Raw genomic sequence first — 17184 nt, forward strand, 5'->3', positions numbered from 1 at the left:
CGCCTGCCGATTGCGACACTCCACGGAGGCCACATGGAAAAACGATCCGTCATGGCGGCAACGGCTATCTTTACCGCGGCATTCTTGTTGCCTGCAGTTTTGAACGCGCAGGACCAACCCCAGCCAGGCATGTCGTGTCCGGTCGACCATGACAAGCTCGCAGATATCCTCAAGAAGAGCGTCAAGCCGGGCGGCGGCCCGAGCAACGGAGGCCTCGACAACAACGAATGGGCAGCTGTCGTCAATCGACAGGGTGTTGTCTGCGCAGTCGCCTACAGCGGCCGCAAGGCCGATGATCAGTGGCTTGGCAGCCGTGCGATCGCAGCCGAAAAGGCCAATACTGCCAATGCGTTCAGCCTGAAGGACAAGGCGATGGCCACGGCCAATCTCTACGCGGGCGCGCAACCTGGAGGATTCCTGTTCGGCGCGGCTCTCAGCAACCCTCCATCCCGGAGGTTCTGTACGCCGGCACTCCGGACGAATTCGGGACGCCCCACGATCCGATGGTCGGCAGGCCTGTCGGCGGCGTGATCGTCTTCGGAGGCGGGCTGGCACTCTACGACGGCAACGGCGTCGCCGGTGCGCTAGGCGTCAGCGGTGACAGCTCCTGCGCCGATCACAACGTCGCCTGGCGCGTGCGTCACCTGCTCGGACTTGACCGCGTGCCGGCCGGCGTCAGCCCGAACATGAAAGACGCGATCATCTACGACATCGGGCCTGACGGCAAAAGTCCGTCGGGATTTGGTCACCCCAAGTGCAACGGCAAGGAGGATCAGATCGCGGTAGATCTCGGCGCGGGCGTTTCGGGCAATGTGGTGAGATAGCGCTCCGTCAACGTCGGACTTTGGAACCAAGCGGAGGCGCAACGTTTGTACGTTCGCAAGCCGACCTGCAACGCGGCACGGTCCCATCACCGCCGTGGAGATCTTGACAAATGTTAGTGCGTGGCCTTACGCGGTCGCTGAGTGTCGTTTGCGCGTCCTGCGCATTGCTGTCGTCCGCCTCGGCACAAACCGATCTGGCCAGCCGCATGAAGGACCCGGGCCAATGGCCCATGGCGGCGCGCGACTACGCCAACACTCGCTACAGCGAACTCGACCAGATCAACGCCACCAATGCTTCGCGCCTCCAGCTTGCGTGGACGTTTCTCGGTCGGCGCCGATCGAGGCCAGGAGGCGGCGCCGCTCGTGGTGGACGGCACCATGTATGTGGTCGGCCCCTATGCGGGCCCCTATCCCAACCGTGTGTTCGCACTCGATGCCACGACCGGTGAATTGAAATGGTCCTACGCACCGAAGCCGGAGCCCGCTGCCGCGGGCGTTGCCTGTTGCGATGTCGTCAATCGCGGACTCGCCTTCGACAATGGCAAGGTCTTCCTCAACACGCTCGATAACCACACCGTAGCCATCGATGCCAAGACCGGCAAAGAGCTTTGGCACACGAAGCTCGGCGAGATCAACAAGGGCGAAACGATCACGATGGCTCCCATCGTGGTGAAAGGAAAGATTCTCGTCGGCAACAGCGGCGGCGAACTGGGCGTGCGCGGCTGGGTGACCGCGCTCGACGAGAACACCGGAGCTATCGCTTGGCGTGCCTATTCGACCGGTCCTGACAAGGACGTGCTGATCGGCGACGACTTCAAGCCGTTCTACGATAATCTCGAAGGCCAGGATCTCGGCGTGAAGACCTGGCCCGCCGACCGCTGGCAGGTCGGCGGCGGCACGGTCTGGGGCTGGATCTCCTACGATCCCGATCTGAACCTGATCTACTACGGTACTGCCAATCCAAGTCCCTGGAACGCGAACCAGCGCAGCGGCGACAATCTCTGGAGCACCACAATCTTTGCCCGCGACCCCGACACTGGGCGCGCCAAATGGGCCTACCAGGTCAACCCGCACGATCTGTTCGACCACGACGAGATCAACGAGAACGTGCTCGTCGACCTCGAACTGAATGGCCAGCCGCGCAAGGTGCTGATCCATCCCGGCCGCAACGGCTACATGTACGTCATGGACCGCGCCACCGGAGAAGTGATCTCGGCGGACGCGTATGACTTCGTCAACACCTACAAGGGCGTCGATCTGAAGACCGGCAAGATCATCCCGAACGAGGAGAAGACGCCACTTATCGGCAAGACGGTCGAGAACATCTGCCCGAGCGCGCCCGGCGCCAAGGATTGGCAGCCGACGGCGTGGTCACCGCGCACAAAACTCCTCTACGTGCCGCACCAGCACCTCTGTATGAGCTTCAAGGCTTCTCAAGTCGGCTACATCGCCGGCACGCCCTATGTCGGCGCCGACGTCGACATGTATGCCGGCCCCGGCGGGTATCGCGGCGAGTTCATGGCGTGGGACCCCGTCGCACGCAAGAAGGTCTGGGAGATCCATGAGAAGCTCCCGGTCTGGAGCGGCGCTCTGGTGACAGCCGGGGACGTCGCGTTCTACGGCACCATGGATCGCTTGTTCAAAGTGGTGGATGCCAAGGATGGACACGTGCTCTGGCAATTCCGTGCCGGCTCCGGGTTCATCGGCCAGCCGATCTCCTATCGCGGGTCCGACGGACAGCAATACATCGCGATCCTTTCGGGCGTCGGCGGCTGGCCGGGGGTGGTGGCGAACGCCGAGGTCGATCCGCGGGTGCGCAACAGCGCCCTTGGCTTTACCGGTGCGACGCAGGATTTGCCGTTCTATACCGCCGGCGGGAGCGAGCTGCTGGTGTTCAAGCTCGGCGGCGCGAATGGTGAGGGCACCAGCCATGCGCCTGCGAAATAGTTATTCCGTCATCCCCCTCGTCATCCTGCTCGGGCTCTCAACCGCTGCGGCCGCAACGGCGGATGGTGAATTTCGCGTCTGTGCCGATCCGAACAATCTGCCATTCTCGAACAGCGCCGAGGCTGGATTTGAAAATAAGCTTGCAGCGATGGTGGCCGAAGACCTCGGCAAGCAGGTGCAATACACCTGGTGGGCGCAGCGCCGCGGCTTCATCCGCAACACACTGAAAGCCGGCAAATGCGACGTCGTCATGGGTGTGCCGTCCGGCTATGATCTCGCCGAGACGACCAAGCCCTATTATCGATCGAGTTACGTGTTCGTCACGCGGCAGGACCAGCACCTCGATCTTTCGTCGCTGCTCGACCCGCGCTTGCATCGCCTCGTGATCGGCGTGCATCTGATCGGCGACGACGGCAACAATCCACCGCCCGCGCAGGCGCTCGGCGAACAGGGCATTGTCGACAATGTCCGCGGCTACTCGATTTACGGCGACTATCGCCAGGCCGATCCGCCGGCGCGCCTGATCGAAGCGGTCGAAAGCGGCGGGATCGATGTCGCCGCCGTCTGGGGGCCGCTGGCCGGCTATTTCGCGCAGCGCTCAGCCGTGCCGCTGACTGTCACGCCGATCCAGGACTACGAGCGCTTTGCGCCCCAGCAGTTCCAGTTCGCCATCTCCATGGGCGTGCGCAAAGGCGACGACGCCCTGCGCGACCGGCTGAATGCGTTCATCGACGGCCATCGACCCGAGATCACCTCGCTGCTGCGAAGTTACGGGGTGCCGCTGGTTGACAGGCCGGTCACGGCGTCCGGAGGACATGAGTGATGTCTGCTCCAGCCCTGCGCGCGAGCGCCCTATCGTTGCTGCTGGCCGCCGTGTGCCGAACGGCGCCGGACTTGCCCAACAGACACTGCCGCAGTCGCAGGAGGCGCAGATGCCGACGCTGGCTTCACGCCCGAATTTCGGTGGCAGTGTCGGCAATGGCAGGCCAGGCGTATTCATGCAAGTCCCGGTCACCACCCTCTTCCCGGGCGCGCAACCCGATCCGCCGCAAATCAAGAACCCCGTGCAAGGCGATCCCAATGCGGAGCAGCGCGGCATGACCTACTACGTCAACTTCAACTGCGTCGGCTGCCACGCGCCCAATGGCGGCGGCGGCATGGGGCCGGCGCTGAGCAACAACACCTTTACCTACGGCTCGCAGCCCGAAAACATCTATCTCTCGATCTATCAGGGACGGCCGAACGGAATGCCGGCCTGGGGCAGCGTGCTGCCTGACAGCGTGATCTGGGACCTCGTCACCTATATCGGCAAGATCAGCAACGAGCCGAGCCATCAATGGGGCCGGACTTTCTCGGCGAACCCACTGTCGCCTGAAATGGAGCAAGTCCCGACCGAGCAGGTCTCGACGACAGATCCCTGGTCCGCCACCAAGACTTTCAATTTCGGCCAAAAGCCCTGACCGGTAAAGCGGAGCAGCCGATGGTGAGTTCGGGCACACGATTGTTAGCCGCCTCGCTGCTGGCCATGGCAACCGCCGCCTGCGAAGGCAAGGCTGCGGGCCCGGACAATTTCACAGGCGATGCGCGCCGTGGCACTGACCTCGTCAAGCAATACAAATGCGGCGCCTGTCACGATATTCCCGGCATTGCCGGTGCGGACGGTAACGTCGGCCCGCCCTTGCATCGGAGCGGCACGCGGACCTACATCGCCGGCTACATCCAGAACTCGCCGGACAACATGGCTGACTGGATCGAGGATCCACAGAGGGCATTGCCGGGCAATGCCATGCCGAGGATGGGTATCCCGCAGAAGGACGCGCGGGACATCGCGGCCTTTCTCTATACGCTGAAGTGACCATCATGACTCCGACACATCGTTCGACGAACTGGTTCCGTGACGCGCCATTGCTGGCCATCACCAGTGTCGTCGTGGCTATCATGGGACTGGGCCTCCTCGCCGGCGGTGCCTGGCTGGCGGCCCTCGGTGGCTCCGTCTACTATCTGATCGCGGGCATCATGCTTCTGCTCACGAGCTGGCTGCTCGCGCGCCGCCGTGCCGAGGCGCTCTGGATTTATGCCGCGCTGCTGGCCGGAACGATGGCGTGGGCGATCTGGGAAGTCGGCCTCGATTTCTGGTCGTTGGCGCCGCGCGGCGACGTGCTCGCGCCGCTGGGCCTATGGCTGATGCTGCCCTTCATCGCGTCCCGTCTGGCGCCTCGCTTGCGCGGCGCGCGATGGGCGCTTGGCCTTGCGTTGGTCGCTGCGGCCGTCGTTGTCGGCATTTCCCTGACGAGCGATCGCCACGATCTTGCAGGCACCATACCAGAGAGCGACACAACGGGCGCCATTGCCTCGTCCGCGCCGGCACCGGCCGCTGCCGGCCAGGACTGGACGGCTTATGGCGGCAGCGCCTTCGGCACGCGCTTCTCGTCGCTGAGCCAGATCACCAAAGACAACGTCAAGGACCTCAAGCTCGCCTGGGAATTCCGCACCGGCGACCACAAGGGCCCGGACGATCCCGACGAGATCACCAACCAGTCGACCCCGCTCAAGATCGGTGATCTCATCTACACCTGTTCGCCGCACCAGATCGTGTTCGCGCTCGAAGCCGCGACCGGAAAACTGCGCTGGAAGTTCGACCCGCAGGTTCAGCACAACAAGGCTTTCCAGCACATGACCTGCCGCGGCGTGTCCTATCACGCCACCAAGCCCGGCGCGCTGACCGCCGACGGCACGCCGGCGCCGAGCAATTGTGCGGAGCGCATTTTCATACCGACGAACGACGGACGGATGTTCGCGCTGGATGCGCAGAGCGGCGTGCCTTGCGAGAGCTTCGGCAACAAAGGACAGATCGACCTCAAGCAAGGCAGCGAGATCCAGACGCTCGGCTTCTACGAGGGCACCTCGCCGCCCGTCGTCACGGACAAGGTGCTGATCGTCGGCGGAGCGGTGATCGACAACTATTCCGATCGCGTGCCGTCGGGCGTGATCCGTGGCTTCGACATCTACTCAGGGCGGTTGATCTGGGCGTTCGATGCCGGCAATCCCGACCCGAACGAGATGCCATCGGCCTCGCATCATTTTACAGCCGGCTCACCAAATTCGTGGAGCATTTCCGCGGTCGACGAAAATCTCGGACTCGTCTACGTGCCGCTCGGCTCGAGCTCTCCGGATATCTGGGGCGGCGGCCGTTCGCCCGAAAACGAGCGTTACGATTCGGCCTTGATTGCGCTCGATGTCATGACCGGCAAACTGCGTTGGTCGTTCCAGAACGTGCACCACGATCTCTGGGACATGGATATGCCCTCGCAGCCGAGTCTGGTCGATTTGCGCTCTAACGGCGGCGTGACGCCTGCGATCTACATCCCGGCGAAGACCGGCGACATCTTCGTGCTCGACCGCCGCGACGGGCGTCAGTTGGTGCCCGCGCCGGAAAAGCCGGTGCCGCAGGGCGCCGCGAATGGAGACCGGCTGTCGCCAACCCAGCCTTTTTCGGAGCTGAGCTTCCGCCCCTCCGGCATGCTGACCGACGCGCAGATGTGGGGCAGCACGATGTTCGACCAGCTCGCCTGCCGCATCAAGTTCAAGCGCCTGCGCTATGAGGGGCCGTTCACCCCGCCGTCGGAACAAGGGACGCTGGTGTTTCCCGGAGACTTCGGCATGTTCGAATGGGGCGGCATTGCCGTCGATCCGCAGCGCCAGATCGCCATCGCGAACCCTCAATCCATTCCCTTCATCTCGCGCCTGGTGCCGCGCGGAAAGGACAACCCGGCCGCGCCGAACGCTGCGCATCCGCCGGGCACCGAGCTCGGCGTGCAGCCGATGTACGGTGCCCCCTATGGCGTCGATCTCGGCATTTTCCTGTCGCCGCTCGGCATCCCCTGCCTTGCCCCGCCATGGGGCAAGATCGCAGCGATCGATCTCAAGACGCACAAGGTGGTCTGGCAGCACCGCATCGGCACGATCCGCGATCAGGCCCCGCTGCCCCTGCCGTTCAAGCTTGGCGTACCCATGCTGGGTGGTCCGCTAGTGACCGCGGGCGGCATCGTCTTCATCACGGGAACGATGGATGACTACATCCGCGCGTTTGACGTTCGCGATGGCAGACAGCTTTGGCAGGACCGCCTTCCCGCCGGCGGCCAGTCGACGCCAATGACCTATGACGCCGGTGGCAAGCAATACGTCGTCACGGTCGATGGCGGCCACGGCTCGTTCGGCACGAAGCTCGGCGATTACGTGCGGGCCTATGCGCTGCCGGAACGATCGCAATAGGGGAAGGCAGCAGCGCGGCGCTCATCACGCTCGGCCGCGCCTCGTTCTCGCGTGTGGTCTGGGCGCACGACCAACCCTCGAGGCGGCGAAGGCCAGGCAAGCAGCGATCCCAAACACCGCGAGCCCCTTGCTGATCACCCCGGCGGGTGGAAGTTGCTTCCGTGACAGCCAACCGCCATCGATCGATGTGCCCTGCGGACCGGCTTCGATCATGGTGCCCTCGCTGCTCTTTGCGGGGTGCGCGCGCGACAGCAGGAAGCGGAAGGCAGCTCCCAGGATATTCTCGGTGATCTGCGGAGCCATCGCGTAGGCAAATTGGCCGGCGCGAGCTGGCCAGCCCACGGCGACCTCGTCACGGGGCGTGCGGACAAGGCTCACAAATGTTTCCGCAACGTCCTCCGACTGATACAGTAGCGGACCGGGATCAAGCGTTCGGCCGGACATATTGGCGCCGTGGACGAAGCCCGGCGTATCGACCATGGCCGGGAACACGCCGCAGATATGAATCTTGCGGTGAGTACTGAGCTCCTGACGCAGGCTCGCGGTGAAGCCGCGCAGGCCGAACTTGCTCGCTGTATAGGCCGCAGCAAAAGGCGTCGGCGCCCAGCCGCCCAGCGAGATGTTATTGATCAGGATGCCGCGGTTCTGGCGGAGGAAGATCGGGAGCACCGCGAAGGCGCCATGCATCGCGCCGAGGAGATTGACCTCGATCGTTCGGCGATGAAGCGCAATATCCGCATCCTGATAGGCCCCGAAAACGCCCGTGCCGGCGTTGTTGATCCAGACGTCGATGCCACCGAACGCGTCTTCGGCCTCTCTGGCCAGTCGCTGCACCGCCTCTGCATCAGTGACATCGGTCGGGATCGCCAATGCGCGGCCTCCGAGCGCCTCGCATTCCGCCGCGAGGCTCGTCAGGACTTCGCCGCGGCGTGCCGCCAGGACCACGCTTGCGCCCCTGCCGGCGAAGGCCAGCGCCGTGGCACGCCCGATTCCGCTCGAGGCGCCGGTTATGACGACGCGCGTGCCGATCATTTGCTGCGGCTCAGATCCGGAGGCGCTCGCGGGAAGCAGCCAGCGCAGGGATCGCCGGAGGCGCTCGGTCCCTTCCGTTTCGAACCAGTCGCCATGCGCGAAGATCACCCGCTCCGGAGACAGCCGTACGAGCCGCTCGGACGCGCCTCGCGCGGAACGGCCGCCGAGGCGCAGCAGAAGTCGTAGATAGACCGGCGCCATGCCATTCGGTTTGGAGACGCCGAGGAGGTTTGCCGCAGCCTCGTTTGGCGCGCTGAGATCATTGGAATCGAGGTTTTGCACGAGATCAGTCAGGATCAATGTACGGCTGCGCTTGTCGAACAGCTCGATCTCGGAAAACATCGGCGCATTTATAGAGACGGCTTCGATGTCGGCCTTCCATTCCTGAGGCGTCGTATCTCCGAGCTCGCGATCGATGCGGATGCGTGCTGCTCGAACTTGCCTGCGCGCCGAAAGGCCGCGCGCCGCGAACGTCGTCACCTGCGGCAGCTCCCTCTGCCAGTCGGACAGGAACATCCAGTGCGCGATATTCGGCGCCAGCAGGTACCTTATCGCGCCTAGACGCTCCAACTCACCGCGGACAGCCGGCGAATATCTCACCGGCGAATGCAGCACGAGATCGCCGTTCGACAGGCGAATGACCGTCATGCGAACGGGGAGTTTCAGACCGGCGGCGCTGATCGGCGCGTCGTCCACGACCCAGATATGGTCCGTCACGCGTGACAGACAGGCGGTCGACAAGGCGGCGTCGGAACTTTGCATGAGTGTTTTCCATCACGAGGCGTTTGCTCAAGCTACAGGAGCGACGCTCGTTCCTCGCTAGGACGCCCGAGCCTGTTTGCGGGCGTTGCGCCGGTGACGGCGCGCAGCAAGCCGGTCTCTAACCCTCTCCGCCGGAAAGTGCCGCGAGATCGCCGGGGCAAGCTCCGGCTCTGACTGGAGTTCTTGGGCGGCGATCGGCGCTTGGTGCGGACGAGCCTCCAAGAGATCGAGCACGGCGCGGCCCTTGGCCGTGATGCGCCACCCGCCATTTGTCCGGTCGATCAGCCCTTGCGAAAAGATGTCGAGCCCCGGCATCCGCCCGCCGAGCCGTCTGGTGCGCTCCGTCCAGTCGCGACCGCTGGTCGCCAGGATGGCCATATCCCGCTTGAGATCCTCCATGTCAGCGAACCCATCCGGGTAGCTCACCAGGATCTTGAGGACCGTAACGTGGAAATTCACCCCCGCCCCCACATGGCCATCGTCACATCATCGGAACTTCAGAGAGGGCATTGCGGGCAGCCTGTTTGAGGCAATCCGCAGAGATGTCGCCCCTGCTTGCAGTCTCCAGAAGCTTCGACGCCACGTGGGTACGGGCGCCGATCTCATAGCGGGAAACACCTTCACACACCTCGTCAAGAACGGTGCGCAACAACGCTTTGGTCGCGGTATCGATCATGGAAAGCCCCAGCGGAAAGGTTCACGCTAGGGCAATCGCTTCGCCCTGTGATTCAACATTGTTAATGATCTGAAAAATTTGCACGTTGCCTACGGCGTCCGTCCGAGCGTCCCAAGCAAGCTGCGACGACATCGCCTGCAGGCGGAACAAACGGGAGCCGGCGCGTCGAGCCTGAACACCCCTTCGGACAACAATGGCGGCGGATCAAGCGCCGCGGCGAAATCTGCCCCTGTCCCGCCCGACGGCACTGACACCAACACCCCAGGGAGCACGGCGCAAACGACTAACTCTCCGCAGCGATGGTCATAGCGGCGCTTGCCCGAAACCATCGAGCGGACACGGTCGCACCAGATCGTAGATTAATGCAGAAAATCGGGAAATGGAGCGGGTGAAGGGAATCGAACCCTCGTATTCAGCTTGGAAGGCTGCTACTCTACCATTGAGCTACACCCGCGACAGGGGCTCCCTAACACGGCCGGGCGGCGGTCTCAACTGCTCAGGAAACGGCTTGTCCGGCGCCTGCACGGCCTTGCGAACAGCCCTCGGTTCCTCCCGACCCGCCTCCTCTTAACAACGGTGGCATTGCCGCCTATATTGAGCTCTTCCGAAACCAACGAAAGGAGGTGATCCAGTGTGTCTTACCAAACGCTGTCACCTCGCTGGGATCGCCCGCTAAGCTTTGAATAAAGGCTTGGCATCAGGGCGCTCTCAGCCCTGGACCAGCGAGCAAGAAATCGGGCGCGACGGGGCTTCCCCGCCGCGCCTTTTTCGTTGGCGCCGCTCAGGCCGGTCTCGCCGAAGCCTTCAGAAACCGCAGACATTGAAGGCGCGCGGGCGCTTGCCGCCGCGGCTTTCGGCGATCCGCTCGCCGCCGTTCTCCACCGAGCTGCCGTAATAGCGATGGTGACCGCTCTGGTCGTGCAAATCGGCAGGCTCCGATTGCGCCGCCCGCCGCGCGTCGCAAATGATCTTGATGGTGTGACCCGACATTGCCGCCTCCGATCGCCTTCCGTGTTCTTGTGGCCATCAGTCGTCCTGGCTTGGGGCAGCGTTCACCCGGCCGGCACGCAATCGGGTTTCAGAACGGTTTCATCGAGGCCGGCACGACGCAATATTTTCCTCACCGCCATTGTCGGCCCCAGCCATCGTGATACGTCCTTTGAGCTGCGCGCAGCAAAATCAACGAGGAAACGATGCTTTACGCCATCCTGGCCTATCACGTGGAAGACGAGATCTTGTCGTGGACGCCCGAGAAGGACACCGCGGTCGTGACCAAGGTCCTGGAGGTTCAGGCGACCTTGAGGGCGAGCGGACATTTCGGGCCGGCCGCCCGTCTGGATGAGACCCGCAAGGCCCGCACCTTGCGTGGCCCGGGCGCGGGCGTGGTGCTGGACGGCCCGTTTGCCGAGACCAAGGAGCAGCTCCTGGGCTTCCATCTCATGGAGTTCGACACTGACGAGGAGGCGATCGCAGCGGCACGGACGCTGCGCCAGGTCAATCCGACGGCGGTCTACGAAATCCGCCCGGTCAAGCTCTACGTGCCGGCCGATGGGTTCGGTGCGACACAAGGGTGAGCCGCCTTACGCGTCCGGGTTGGTCGGCGGCCCGACATAGAAGCGCTGGATCAGCAGCCCGCCGAAGGCGATGAACCACAGGAAGGGCGCGACATGCGGCGCGAACGCCGCAACGATCGTGCCCGGGATGAATACCAGCAGCGGAAACATCGAGGCCATGATCTCGTGGCGCCAGCCGCCAAGAATCCTCCACCACAGCCAGGCATTGAGACCGGCGATCGCAGTCAGGTGCAGGCCGTAGAGCACGGCGACCGCGCTGCTCATGGGGAAGTTGGTGTAGAGACCGTTGGTCACCGGCAGCAGTACGATCGAGAGCAGGAAGAACAGATTGAGGATCACCGCGCCGCGGCTGCCGACGGGCTGGCGCACCAATCGCCGGTGATGGCTGATCCAGAACACGCCGGCGATGATGAAGCTGAGCGCGAGGCCGGCGAGCTTGCCGGAATAGACCCGGGCGAGATCGTTCCAGTCGGGCGCGCTGGTGAAGACGGCGGCTTTCGGCAAGTCGTAGGCCAGCAGCGTCATGGCGACGCCAAAGATGGTGTTGCTGAGTGATTCCAGCCGCCGCATCTCGAACTGTTCGGGCTTGGGCTCGGTCATGCCGGGTGCGCGCTTTTCGGGTTGGAACTTAAGGCGGTCTTGTCCCTAGGTCTTAACATCGGTTCCGTCCAGCCGCATTGCGATTCGCAACGAGATGGCCGACTCTCGGCCTTTCACCGGGGCGATTCGTGGCGACATATCTGGACACGCTAAATGCGGAGCAGCGCCGCGCCGTGGAGCATGGCGTGGCCGATGGTGCGACCGTGGGCGCCCCTCTGCTGGTCATTGCCGGCGCCGGGTCCGGCAAGACCAACACGCTGGCCCACCGCGTCGCACATCTGATCGTCGCCGGCGCCGATCCGCGCCGCATCCTCTTGATGACGTTCTCGCGCCGCGCCGCGGCCGAGATGGCCGGCCGGGTCGAGCGCATCTCGCGAAAAGTGCTCGGCGAGAACAATGCCGCGATCATGCGCGACGCGCTCACCTGGGCCGGCACGTTTCACGGCATCGGCGCACGGTTGCTGCGCGAATATGCCGAGCGAATCGGCGTCGATCCTTCCTTCACCATCCACGACCGCGAGGATTCCGCCGACCTGATGAACCTGGTCCGGCACGAGCGCGGATTGTCGAAGACCGAGAGCCGCTTTCCGGCCAAGGGCACGTGCCTGTCGATCTACTCGCGCTGCGTCAATGCCGAGATGGAGATCGAGAAGGTGCTGGGCCAGCACTATCCCTGGTGCGCAGGCTGGGCGGCCGAGCTGAAGGGCCTGTTCGCGGCCTATGTCGAGGCCAAGCAGGCCCAGCACGTGCTCGATTACGACGACCTCCTGCTCTACTGGTCGCAGATGATGAGCGATGCGCTGATCGCGGACGAAATCGGTGGCCGCTTCGATCATGTGCTGGTCGACGAATACCAAGACACCAACCGCCTGCAATCCTCGATCCTGCTGGCGCTGAAGCCGGACGGACGCGGCCTCACCGTCGTCGGCGACGACGCCCAGTCGATCTACTCGTTCCGCGCCGCGACTGTCCGCAACATCCTGGACTTCCCGCAAAGCTTCTCGCCCCGCGCCGAGATGATCACGCTCGACCGCAATTACCGCTCGACGCAGACCGTGCTGGCGGCGGCCAACGGCGTCATCGGCCTCGCCCGCGAGCGCTTCACGAAAAACCTCTGGACCGACCGCGCCTCCACGCAAAAACCCCAGCTCGTCACCGTGCATGACGAGGCCGACCAGGCCCGTTACATCGTCGAGGAGGTGCTGGCCAACCGCGAGCAAGGCGCGCTCCTGAAGCATCAGGCGGTGCTGTTCCGGACGTCCTCGCATTCGGGTCCGCTGGAGATCGAGCTCACCCGCCGCAACATTCCCTTCGTCAAGTTCGGCGGGCTGAAATTCCTCGATGCAGCCCACGTCAAGGACGTGCTGGCGCTGCTGCGCTTCACAGAGAATCCGCGCGACCGCGTCGCCGGCTTTCGCATTCTGCATCTGTTGCCGGGCATCGGTCCTGCGACGGCGCAGCGCGTGCTCGACCAGATGGCGGAGAGCACCGATCCGCTTGCCGCGCTCGGCCAGTTTCCGGTGCCAGCTCGCACCGGCGCCGACTGGACCGACTTCGTCCGCACCATCGAAAATTTGCGTTACTCGGAATGGCCGACGGATCTCGAACGCGTGCGGCTCTGGTACGAACCGCATCTCGATCGCCTCCACGAAGATTCCGAGACGCGCCGCGCCGATTTGATGCAGCTCGAGCAGATCGCGAGCGGCTATGCCTCGCGCGAGAAATTCCTGACCGAGCTCACGCTCGATCCGCCGGATGCGACCAGCGACAAATCCGGGCCTCCTCTTCGTGACGAGGACTATCTGATCCTCTCCACCATCCATTCGGCCAAGGGCCAGGAGTGGAAGTCGGTGTTCGTGCTCAACGTCGTCGACGGCTGCATGCCGTCCGATCTCGGTGCCGGCACCAGCGCGGAGCTCGAGGAGGAGCGCCGCCTGCTCTATGTCGCGATGACCCGCGCCAAGGACGATCTGCACCTCGTGGTGCCGCAGCGCTTCTTCACCCACGGCCAGGCCGCCAAGGGCGACCGCCACGTCTACGCCTCGCGCACCCGCTTCATCCCGGAGCAGCTGGTCTATCTGTTCGAACGCACCGCCTGGCCAAAGGCCGCAGCGGGCGCGGCCCGCACAGCGGCGCAGGGCCCGAAGGTCGACATCGGCGCACGGATGCGCGGGATGTGGCGGTAGCGCCGGTGCGGCGCGGCCATCCGCTCTCGGCGATGTGCGGCTGAGCTCGCGCAGCTTCCTGAATGCGGGACATGTCGATGTGAGCCTCGCCGGCAAGACCCTGCCGTCCTACGACCTCTTCCTCGCCTCGCGCGGGCTGTCGCGCAATCTGGTCGCGACCGTCAATCACTACAGCGCTGGCTGCGCGAGACCCTGGTCGATACGTTCGCCCGGCCCGGCTGAAGGCGCGGGCGAGCCCGACACGATGAAAAAGCGGAAACGCTGCGTTTCGCGAAGCAGCATTGTTGCGCCGGTCACTGCCGCCTAGCTCCACCCCAAAGCGATTCCCTCCTACAGTGACAGGCGCCAGTTGCGCCCGCAGAGACCTCATCAATGACCGCACCGCTCGAATTCGGACTGGATACCTTTGGCGACGTCACCAGGGACACTTCCGGCGCGATGCTTCCGCACGCGCAGGTGATCCGCAACGTCGTCGACGAGGCGGTGCTGGCCGACGAGCTCGGCCTCGACTTCATCGGCCTCGGCGAACATCACCGTGCCGACTTCGCGATCTCCTCACCGGAGACCGTGCTGGCAGCGATCGCGTCGCGTACCAAGCGGATCCATCTCGGCTCGGCCGTGACGGTGCTGAGCTCGGACGATCCGATCCGCGTCTTCCAGCGCTTTGCGGCGCTGGACGCGCTCTCGAACGGGCGCGCCGAGGTGATCCTCGGCCGCGGCTCGTTCACGGAGTCCTTTCCGCTGTTCGGCTTTGATTTGCGGGCTTACGAGGCTTTGTTCGAGGAGAAGCTCGACCTGTTCACGGCCCTGCTGTCGCAAGAGCCGGTGACCTGGGAAGGCAAGCTGCGTCCGCCGCTCAAGGGCCAGCTCGTCTATCCCCCGGTCGAGAACGGCACGCTAAAGACCTGGATCGGCGTCGGCGGCAGCCCGCAATCGGTGGTGCGCGCCGCGCATTACGACCTGCCCTTGATGCTCGCGATCATCGGCGGCGATCCCGCGCGTTTCGCACCCTTCGTCGATCTCTATCACCGCGCGTTCAGGGAGTTGGGCCGCCCGGCAAAGCCGATCGGCGTGCACTCGCCCGGCTATGTCGCCGAGACCGACGAACAGGCGCGCGAAGAACTGTGGCCCGACTACAAGGCGATGCGCGACCGCATCGGCAAGGAGCGCGGCTGGCCGCCAATGGACCGCGACGAGTTCGTGAACGAGGCCGAGCACGGTTCGCTCTATGTCGGCTCGCCGGAGACGGTCGCGCGCAAGATCGCGAAGACCGCAAAGGCGCTGGGCGTTGCGCGGTTTCAGCTGAAGTATTCGGCGGGCCCGCTACCGCACGAGAAGCTGATGACGAGCATCGAGCTTTACGGGCGGAAGGTGATGCCGATGGTGCGGGAGATGATGGGGTGAGTATTCGCCGCCGTGTGTCAGTCTGATGCGCTTTTTAGAGGCGCTTCTTGGCAATGCCCGGCCGGAGGCTGACTTCAAATACTTCTCAAAGGCAACGGCCTGCCGCTCATCCGAGAACGCAACATAGGTCTTGAGCTCCCACGGAGTGAACGTTGAGGTGTGAGGAACGTCACCGGCATTGTGCTTCTTGAGGCGAGCACGAAGATCAGACGTCAGGCTGACGTAATAACGATCGGGGTCGCTTTTGCTCCTGAGAATGTACACGTAGAACATGTGCACGCAGCCGCGGTCGCATGAAGCTTCAGGCTCGTGTGGAGGATGATAGCGGCATCCGTATCAATTCGACGGTCCGCCTACGCCCTTCGGGCTACGGCGCAACAGCCTTCGCTCGTTTCGCGCCATGGACACTGCCGAGCCGTAGCTCGCGAAGCGAGCGAAGGCTGGTGGGGGAAGAAGGACTCGACCACCCGCATGTTGGCGGCCACGGTGATGAGACCTATCGGCGTTCCGCCGCCATTTAATTCGACAAAAACGGTCGCGCCCATACGATCATGAAATACAATGGCCTTGTTACCGAGACCGGGTGAAATCCCAACGCGCCCAAATTGACCATCATCGGAGTTGGTGTCGGGCGACGTGGTTATGAATACATCTTCCCGGTAGCCGTCGATCTTACATTTCAAAACGTCAGCAACCGACACCGCTGGAACAAACGTCCAGACCAAAGTCAGCATTGCGAGATATGTTCGCACTTGAATCCTCCTGCGCATTTTCTCAGCGGCATCCTAGTCGGTGCCCGGGCTTATCCGCCATAGGGCTGGTTCAACCCGTTCCCCGGGGCAGGCACGGCAGTGGACGGCATTTGCTGCCCGAAAGGGATTGGCAATCTCATTCCGGTTTGCGTTAATTGCGCCGGTTGAGGATGCTTGGCAGAGTCGAAAATGGATATTTCACGAAAGGCTATAATCTGGACGCTCTTGGCCGTCGCGGCCCTCTGGGCGGCAACACCTATTGTTATTGGCTTACTCCCACTCAAGGACTGGGCCGAGCGTGGTCAGGTCGGCGACCTGTTTGGTAGTGTCAATGCGCTGTTTTCAGGTCTTGCGTTTACAGGCGTGATCTTCGCAATCCTTCTACAGCGGCAAGAGCTAGCTCTCCAACGGCAAGAGTTGAAAGAAACGCGCGCGGAAATGAAACGGACGGCAGACGCGCAGGATGCAGCGCAACAAGCCCTCAATAAAACGATCTGGGCGCAATCTTTTAAGGTCGCGGTCGATATCGTAGAGGATTCGGAAATCGTAAAAATGCGTGGGTTCTTAGTTCGGTTCGAAACGCTGTATGAAAAGCCTCGCAAGGAATGGACCCTAAAAATCAGGAAATCGCATCTGAAGCAGTTACTCGTTCGTTCGAAACGGTCGGAACGATGATCCGCAGGGGGCTGCTTCCCCTCGAATACTTCGACGGCTGGTGTATTGCGATTGCACGAAGCTGGAGCATTCTTGAAAGCGGCGTCCGCGAACTGCGACGCGAACGAAATGACAGTTTCATCGGTCGCGATTTTGAATGGCTCGCCGAGAAAATGAGTCAGTTTTTGCCGGAGGAGCAAGTCGCGAACTAACTATGAGATCGACGAACGAATGCCCTCTTCTGCTCACTTGCCGGGGTAAGAACCGGCTAGGTGCCTTCGCACCAGCCGAGGTTCGTGCCCCGGCGGGGGTTATAAGGGGGGTGCGAAGCACACGGGTGCGAAGGGATGCGAAGAGCCGCGAAGGTGGGGCGCGAAGGTTGAATTTGGCACAGCGGCAGGAGTCGAACCTGCATCGTCTCGACCACATACACTGACGAACATCGAGGGCTTTATCCAGTTAAGCTACGCTGCGGTGAAACAACGCATAGCCGAACGGTAA

Annotated in this window: 15 protein-coding genes, 2 tRNA genes and 4 pseudogenes; 12 read left to right on the forward strand and 9 right to left on the reverse strand. The window is 63.3% G+C overall.

Annotated elements, in window-relative coordinates; translation table 11 throughout:
- The first annotated feature begins 33 nt into the window (after positions 1-33).
- From ACVWW3_RS15345 to ACVWW3_RS15370, 6 genes and pseudogenes are all read left to right on the forward strand, one after another.
- Positions 34-824: pseudogene (locus ACVWW3_RS15345) on the forward strand (GlcG/HbpS family heme-binding protein).
- A gap of 110 nt (positions 825-934) precedes the next feature.
- Positions 935-2771: pseudogene (locus ACVWW3_RS15350) on the forward strand (methanol/ethanol family PQQ-dependent dehydrogenase).
- Complete coding sequence (locus ACVWW3_RS15355) at positions 2755-3594, forward strand: substrate-binding domain-containing protein (protein WP_247353259.1); 840 nt, start codon at positions 2755-2757, stop codon at positions 3592-3594. Before ACVWW3_RS15350 ends, ACVWW3_RS15355 begins: the two are co-directional and overlap by 17 nt.
- Positions 3587-4231, forward strand: a complete 645-nt coding sequence (locus tag ACVWW3_RS15360; RefSeq protein WP_456672008.1) for a c-type cytochrome — start codon at positions 3587-3589, stop codon at positions 4229-4231. Before ACVWW3_RS15355 ends, ACVWW3_RS15360 begins: the two co-directional genes overlap by 8 nt.
- Before the next feature lie 20 nt (positions 4232-4251).
- On the forward strand, positions 4252-4626 hold the full coding sequence (locus ACVWW3_RS15365; RefSeq protein WP_456649450.1) for a c-type cytochrome: 375 nt from the start codon (positions 4252-4254) through the stop codon (positions 4624-4626).
- Positions 4627-4631: 5 nt separating this feature from the next.
- Entirely contained in the window at positions 4632-7043 is a 2412-nt protein-coding gene (locus tag ACVWW3_RS15370; protein ID WP_456672009.1) for a glucose/quinate/shikimate family membrane-bound PQQ-dependent dehydrogenase, read from the forward strand.
- Between the two features lie 24 nt (positions 7044-7067).
- On the opposite strand, the gene ACVWW3_RS15375 is transcribed toward ACVWW3_RS15370, so the two are convergent.
- The 5 genes from ACVWW3_RS15375 to ACVWW3_RS15395 all read right to left on the reverse strand — a co-directional run bounded on the left by ACVWW3_RS15375 (position 7068) and on the right by ACVWW3_RS15395 (position 10503).
- Positions 7068-8837, reverse strand: coding sequence for an SDR family oxidoreductase (locus ACVWW3_RS15375; protein WP_456649449.1), 1770 nt, complete (start codon positions 8835-8837; stop codon positions 7068-7070).
- Positions 8838-8894: 57 nt separating this feature from the next.
- The gene (locus ACVWW3_RS15380; protein WP_456649448.1) at positions 8895-9296 is read right to left on the reverse strand and encodes a hypothetical protein; all 402 of its coding nucleotides are present in this window, start codon (positions 9294-9296) and stop codon (positions 8895-8897) included.
- Positions 9297-9318: 22 nt separating this feature from the next.
- Positions 9319-9513: a hypothetical protein gene (locus ACVWW3_RS15385; protein WP_456649447.1), complete on the reverse strand. Its 195-nt coding sequence runs from the start codon at positions 9511-9513 to the stop codon at positions 9319-9321.
- Positions 9514-9893: 380 nt separating this feature from the next.
- Positions 9894-9967: transfer RNA gene (locus tag ACVWW3_RS15390), tRNA-Gly, on the reverse strand.
- Between the two features lie 350 nt (positions 9968-10317).
- Complete coding sequence (locus tag ACVWW3_RS15395; protein ID WP_247353233.1) at positions 10318-10503, reverse strand: hypothetical protein; 186 nt, start codon at positions 10501-10503, stop codon at positions 10318-10320.
- Positions 10504-10706: 203 nt separating this feature from the next.
- Between ACVWW3_RS15395 and ACVWW3_RS15400 the strand changes: the two genes are divergently transcribed.
- A complete protein-coding gene (locus ACVWW3_RS15400; RefSeq protein ID WP_247353231.1) occupies positions 10707-11087 on the forward strand; it encodes a YciI family protein in 381 nt (126 codons plus the stop codon).
- 6 nt (positions 11088-11093) lie between these two features.
- Here ACVWW3_RS15400 and ACVWW3_RS15405 read toward each other — a convergent pair whose 3' ends face one another.
- Positions 11094-11687 (reverse strand): TMEM175 family protein, encoded by a 594-nt coding sequence (locus ACVWW3_RS15405; RefSeq protein WP_456649446.1) that lies wholly within the window; start codon positions 11685-11687, stop codon positions 11094-11096.
- Positions 11688-11815: 128 nt separating this feature from the next.
- Here ACVWW3_RS15405 and ACVWW3_RS15410 point away from each other — a divergent pair, with 128 nt between their 5' ends.
- The 3 genes and pseudogenes from ACVWW3_RS15410 (at position 11816) to ACVWW3_RS15420 (ending at position 15277) form a co-directional block, all read left to right on the forward strand.
- Positions 11816-13873 carry an ATP-dependent helicase gene (locus tag ACVWW3_RS15410; protein ID WP_456649445.1) on the forward strand — a complete coding sequence of 686 codons (2058 nt, stop codon included), beginning with the start codon at positions 11816-11818 and terminating at the stop codon, positions 13871-13873.
- A 5-nt stretch (positions 13874-13878) separates the two neighbouring features.
- A pseudogene (locus ACVWW3_RS15415) lies at positions 13879-14051 on the forward strand (LysR family transcriptional regulator); the annotation flags it as partial.
- A gap of 194 nt (positions 14052-14245) precedes the next feature.
- Positions 14246-15277 (forward strand): LLM class flavin-dependent oxidoreductase, encoded by a 1032-nt coding sequence (locus ACVWW3_RS15420; protein WP_456649444.1) that lies wholly within the window; start codon positions 14246-14248, stop codon positions 15275-15277.
- Between the two features lie 24 nt (positions 15278-15301).
- Here ACVWW3_RS15420 and ACVWW3_RS15425 read toward each other — a convergent pair.
- Together ACVWW3_RS15425 and ACVWW3_RS15430 are read right to left on the reverse strand one after the other, a co-directional pair.
- Positions 15302-15550, reverse strand: a pseudogene (locus tag ACVWW3_RS15425) (GIY-YIG nuclease family protein); the annotation flags it as partial.
- Positions 15551-15630: 80 nt separating this feature from the next.
- Positions 15631-16029, reverse strand: a complete 399-nt coding sequence (locus ACVWW3_RS15430) for a hypothetical protein (protein ID WP_456649443.1) — start codon at positions 16027-16029, stop codon at positions 15631-15633.
- A 189-nt stretch (positions 16030-16218) separates the two neighbouring features.
- On the opposite strand from ACVWW3_RS15430, the gene ACVWW3_RS15435 reads away from it, so the two are divergent.
- Together ACVWW3_RS15435 and ACVWW3_RS15440 are read left to right on the forward strand one after the other, a co-directional pair.
- A complete protein-coding gene (locus ACVWW3_RS15435; protein ID WP_456672010.1) occupies positions 16219-16704 on the forward strand; it encodes a hypothetical protein in 486 nt (161 codons plus the stop codon).
- A complete protein-coding gene (locus ACVWW3_RS15440; RefSeq protein WP_456672011.1) occupies positions 16701-16895 on the forward strand; it encodes a hypothetical protein in 195 nt (64 codons plus the stop codon). Before ACVWW3_RS15435 ends, ACVWW3_RS15440 begins: the two co-directional genes overlap by 4 nt.
- A 176-nt stretch (positions 16896-17071) precedes the next feature.
- Here the strand turns inward: ACVWW3_RS15440 and ACVWW3_RS15445 are convergent.
- Positions 17072-17157, reverse strand: a tRNA-OTHER gene (locus ACVWW3_RS15445).
- Positions 17158-17184: the final 27 nt, after the last annotated feature.

Source organism: Bradyrhizobium sp. LM2.9 (assembly GCF_054056555.1).

What these genes read in the sequence shown, in the direction of transcription:
- ACVWW3_RS15355 (WP_247353259.1), top strand. Translation starts at nt 2,755, where the DNA reads ATGCGCCTGCGAAATAGTTATTCCGTCATCCCCCTCGTCATCCTGCTC.
- ACVWW3_RS15360 (WP_456672008.1), top strand. Translation starts at nt 3,587, where the DNA reads ATGAGTGATGTCTGCTCCAGCCCTGCGCGCGAGCGCCCTATCGTTGCT.
- ACVWW3_RS15365 (WP_456649450.1), top strand. Translation starts at nt 4,252, where the DNA reads ATGGTGAGTTCGGGCACACGATTGTTAGCCGCCTCGCTGCTGGCCATG.
- ACVWW3_RS15370 (WP_456672009.1), top strand. Translation starts at nt 4,632, where the DNA reads ATGACTCCGACACATCGTTCGACGAACTGGTTCCGTGACGCGCCATTG.
- ACVWW3_RS15375 (WP_456649449.1), bottom strand. Translation starts at nt 8,837, where the DNA reads ATGCAAAGTTCCGACGCCGCCTTGTCGACCGCCTGTCTGTCACGCGTG.
- ACVWW3_RS15385 (WP_456649447.1), bottom strand. Translation starts at nt 9,513, where the DNA reads ATGATCGATACCGCGACCAAAGCGTTGTTGCGCACCGTTCTTGACGAG.
- ACVWW3_RS15395 (WP_247353233.1), bottom strand. Translation starts at nt 10,503, where the DNA reads ATGTCGGGTCACACCATCAAGATCATTTGCGACGCGCGGCGGGCGGCG.
- ACVWW3_RS15400 (WP_247353231.1), top strand. Translation starts at nt 10,707, where the DNA reads ATGCTTTACGCCATCCTGGCCTATCACGTGGAAGACGAGATCTTGTCG.
- ACVWW3_RS15405 (WP_456649446.1), bottom strand. Translation starts at nt 11,687, where the DNA reads ATGACCGAGCCCAAGCCCGAACAGTTCGAGATGCGGCGGCTGGAATCA.
- ACVWW3_RS15420 (WP_456649444.1), top strand. Translation starts at nt 14,246, where the DNA reads ATGACCGCACCGCTCGAATTCGGACTGGATACCTTTGGCGACGTCACC.
- ACVWW3_RS15435 (WP_456672010.1), top strand. Translation starts at nt 16,219, where the DNA reads ATGGATATTTCACGAAAGGCTATAATCTGGACGCTCTTGGCCGTCGCG.
- ACVWW3_RS15440 (WP_456672011.1), top strand. Translation starts at nt 16,701, where the DNA reads ATGATCCGCAGGGGGCTGCTTCCCCTCGAATACTTCGACGGCTGGTGT.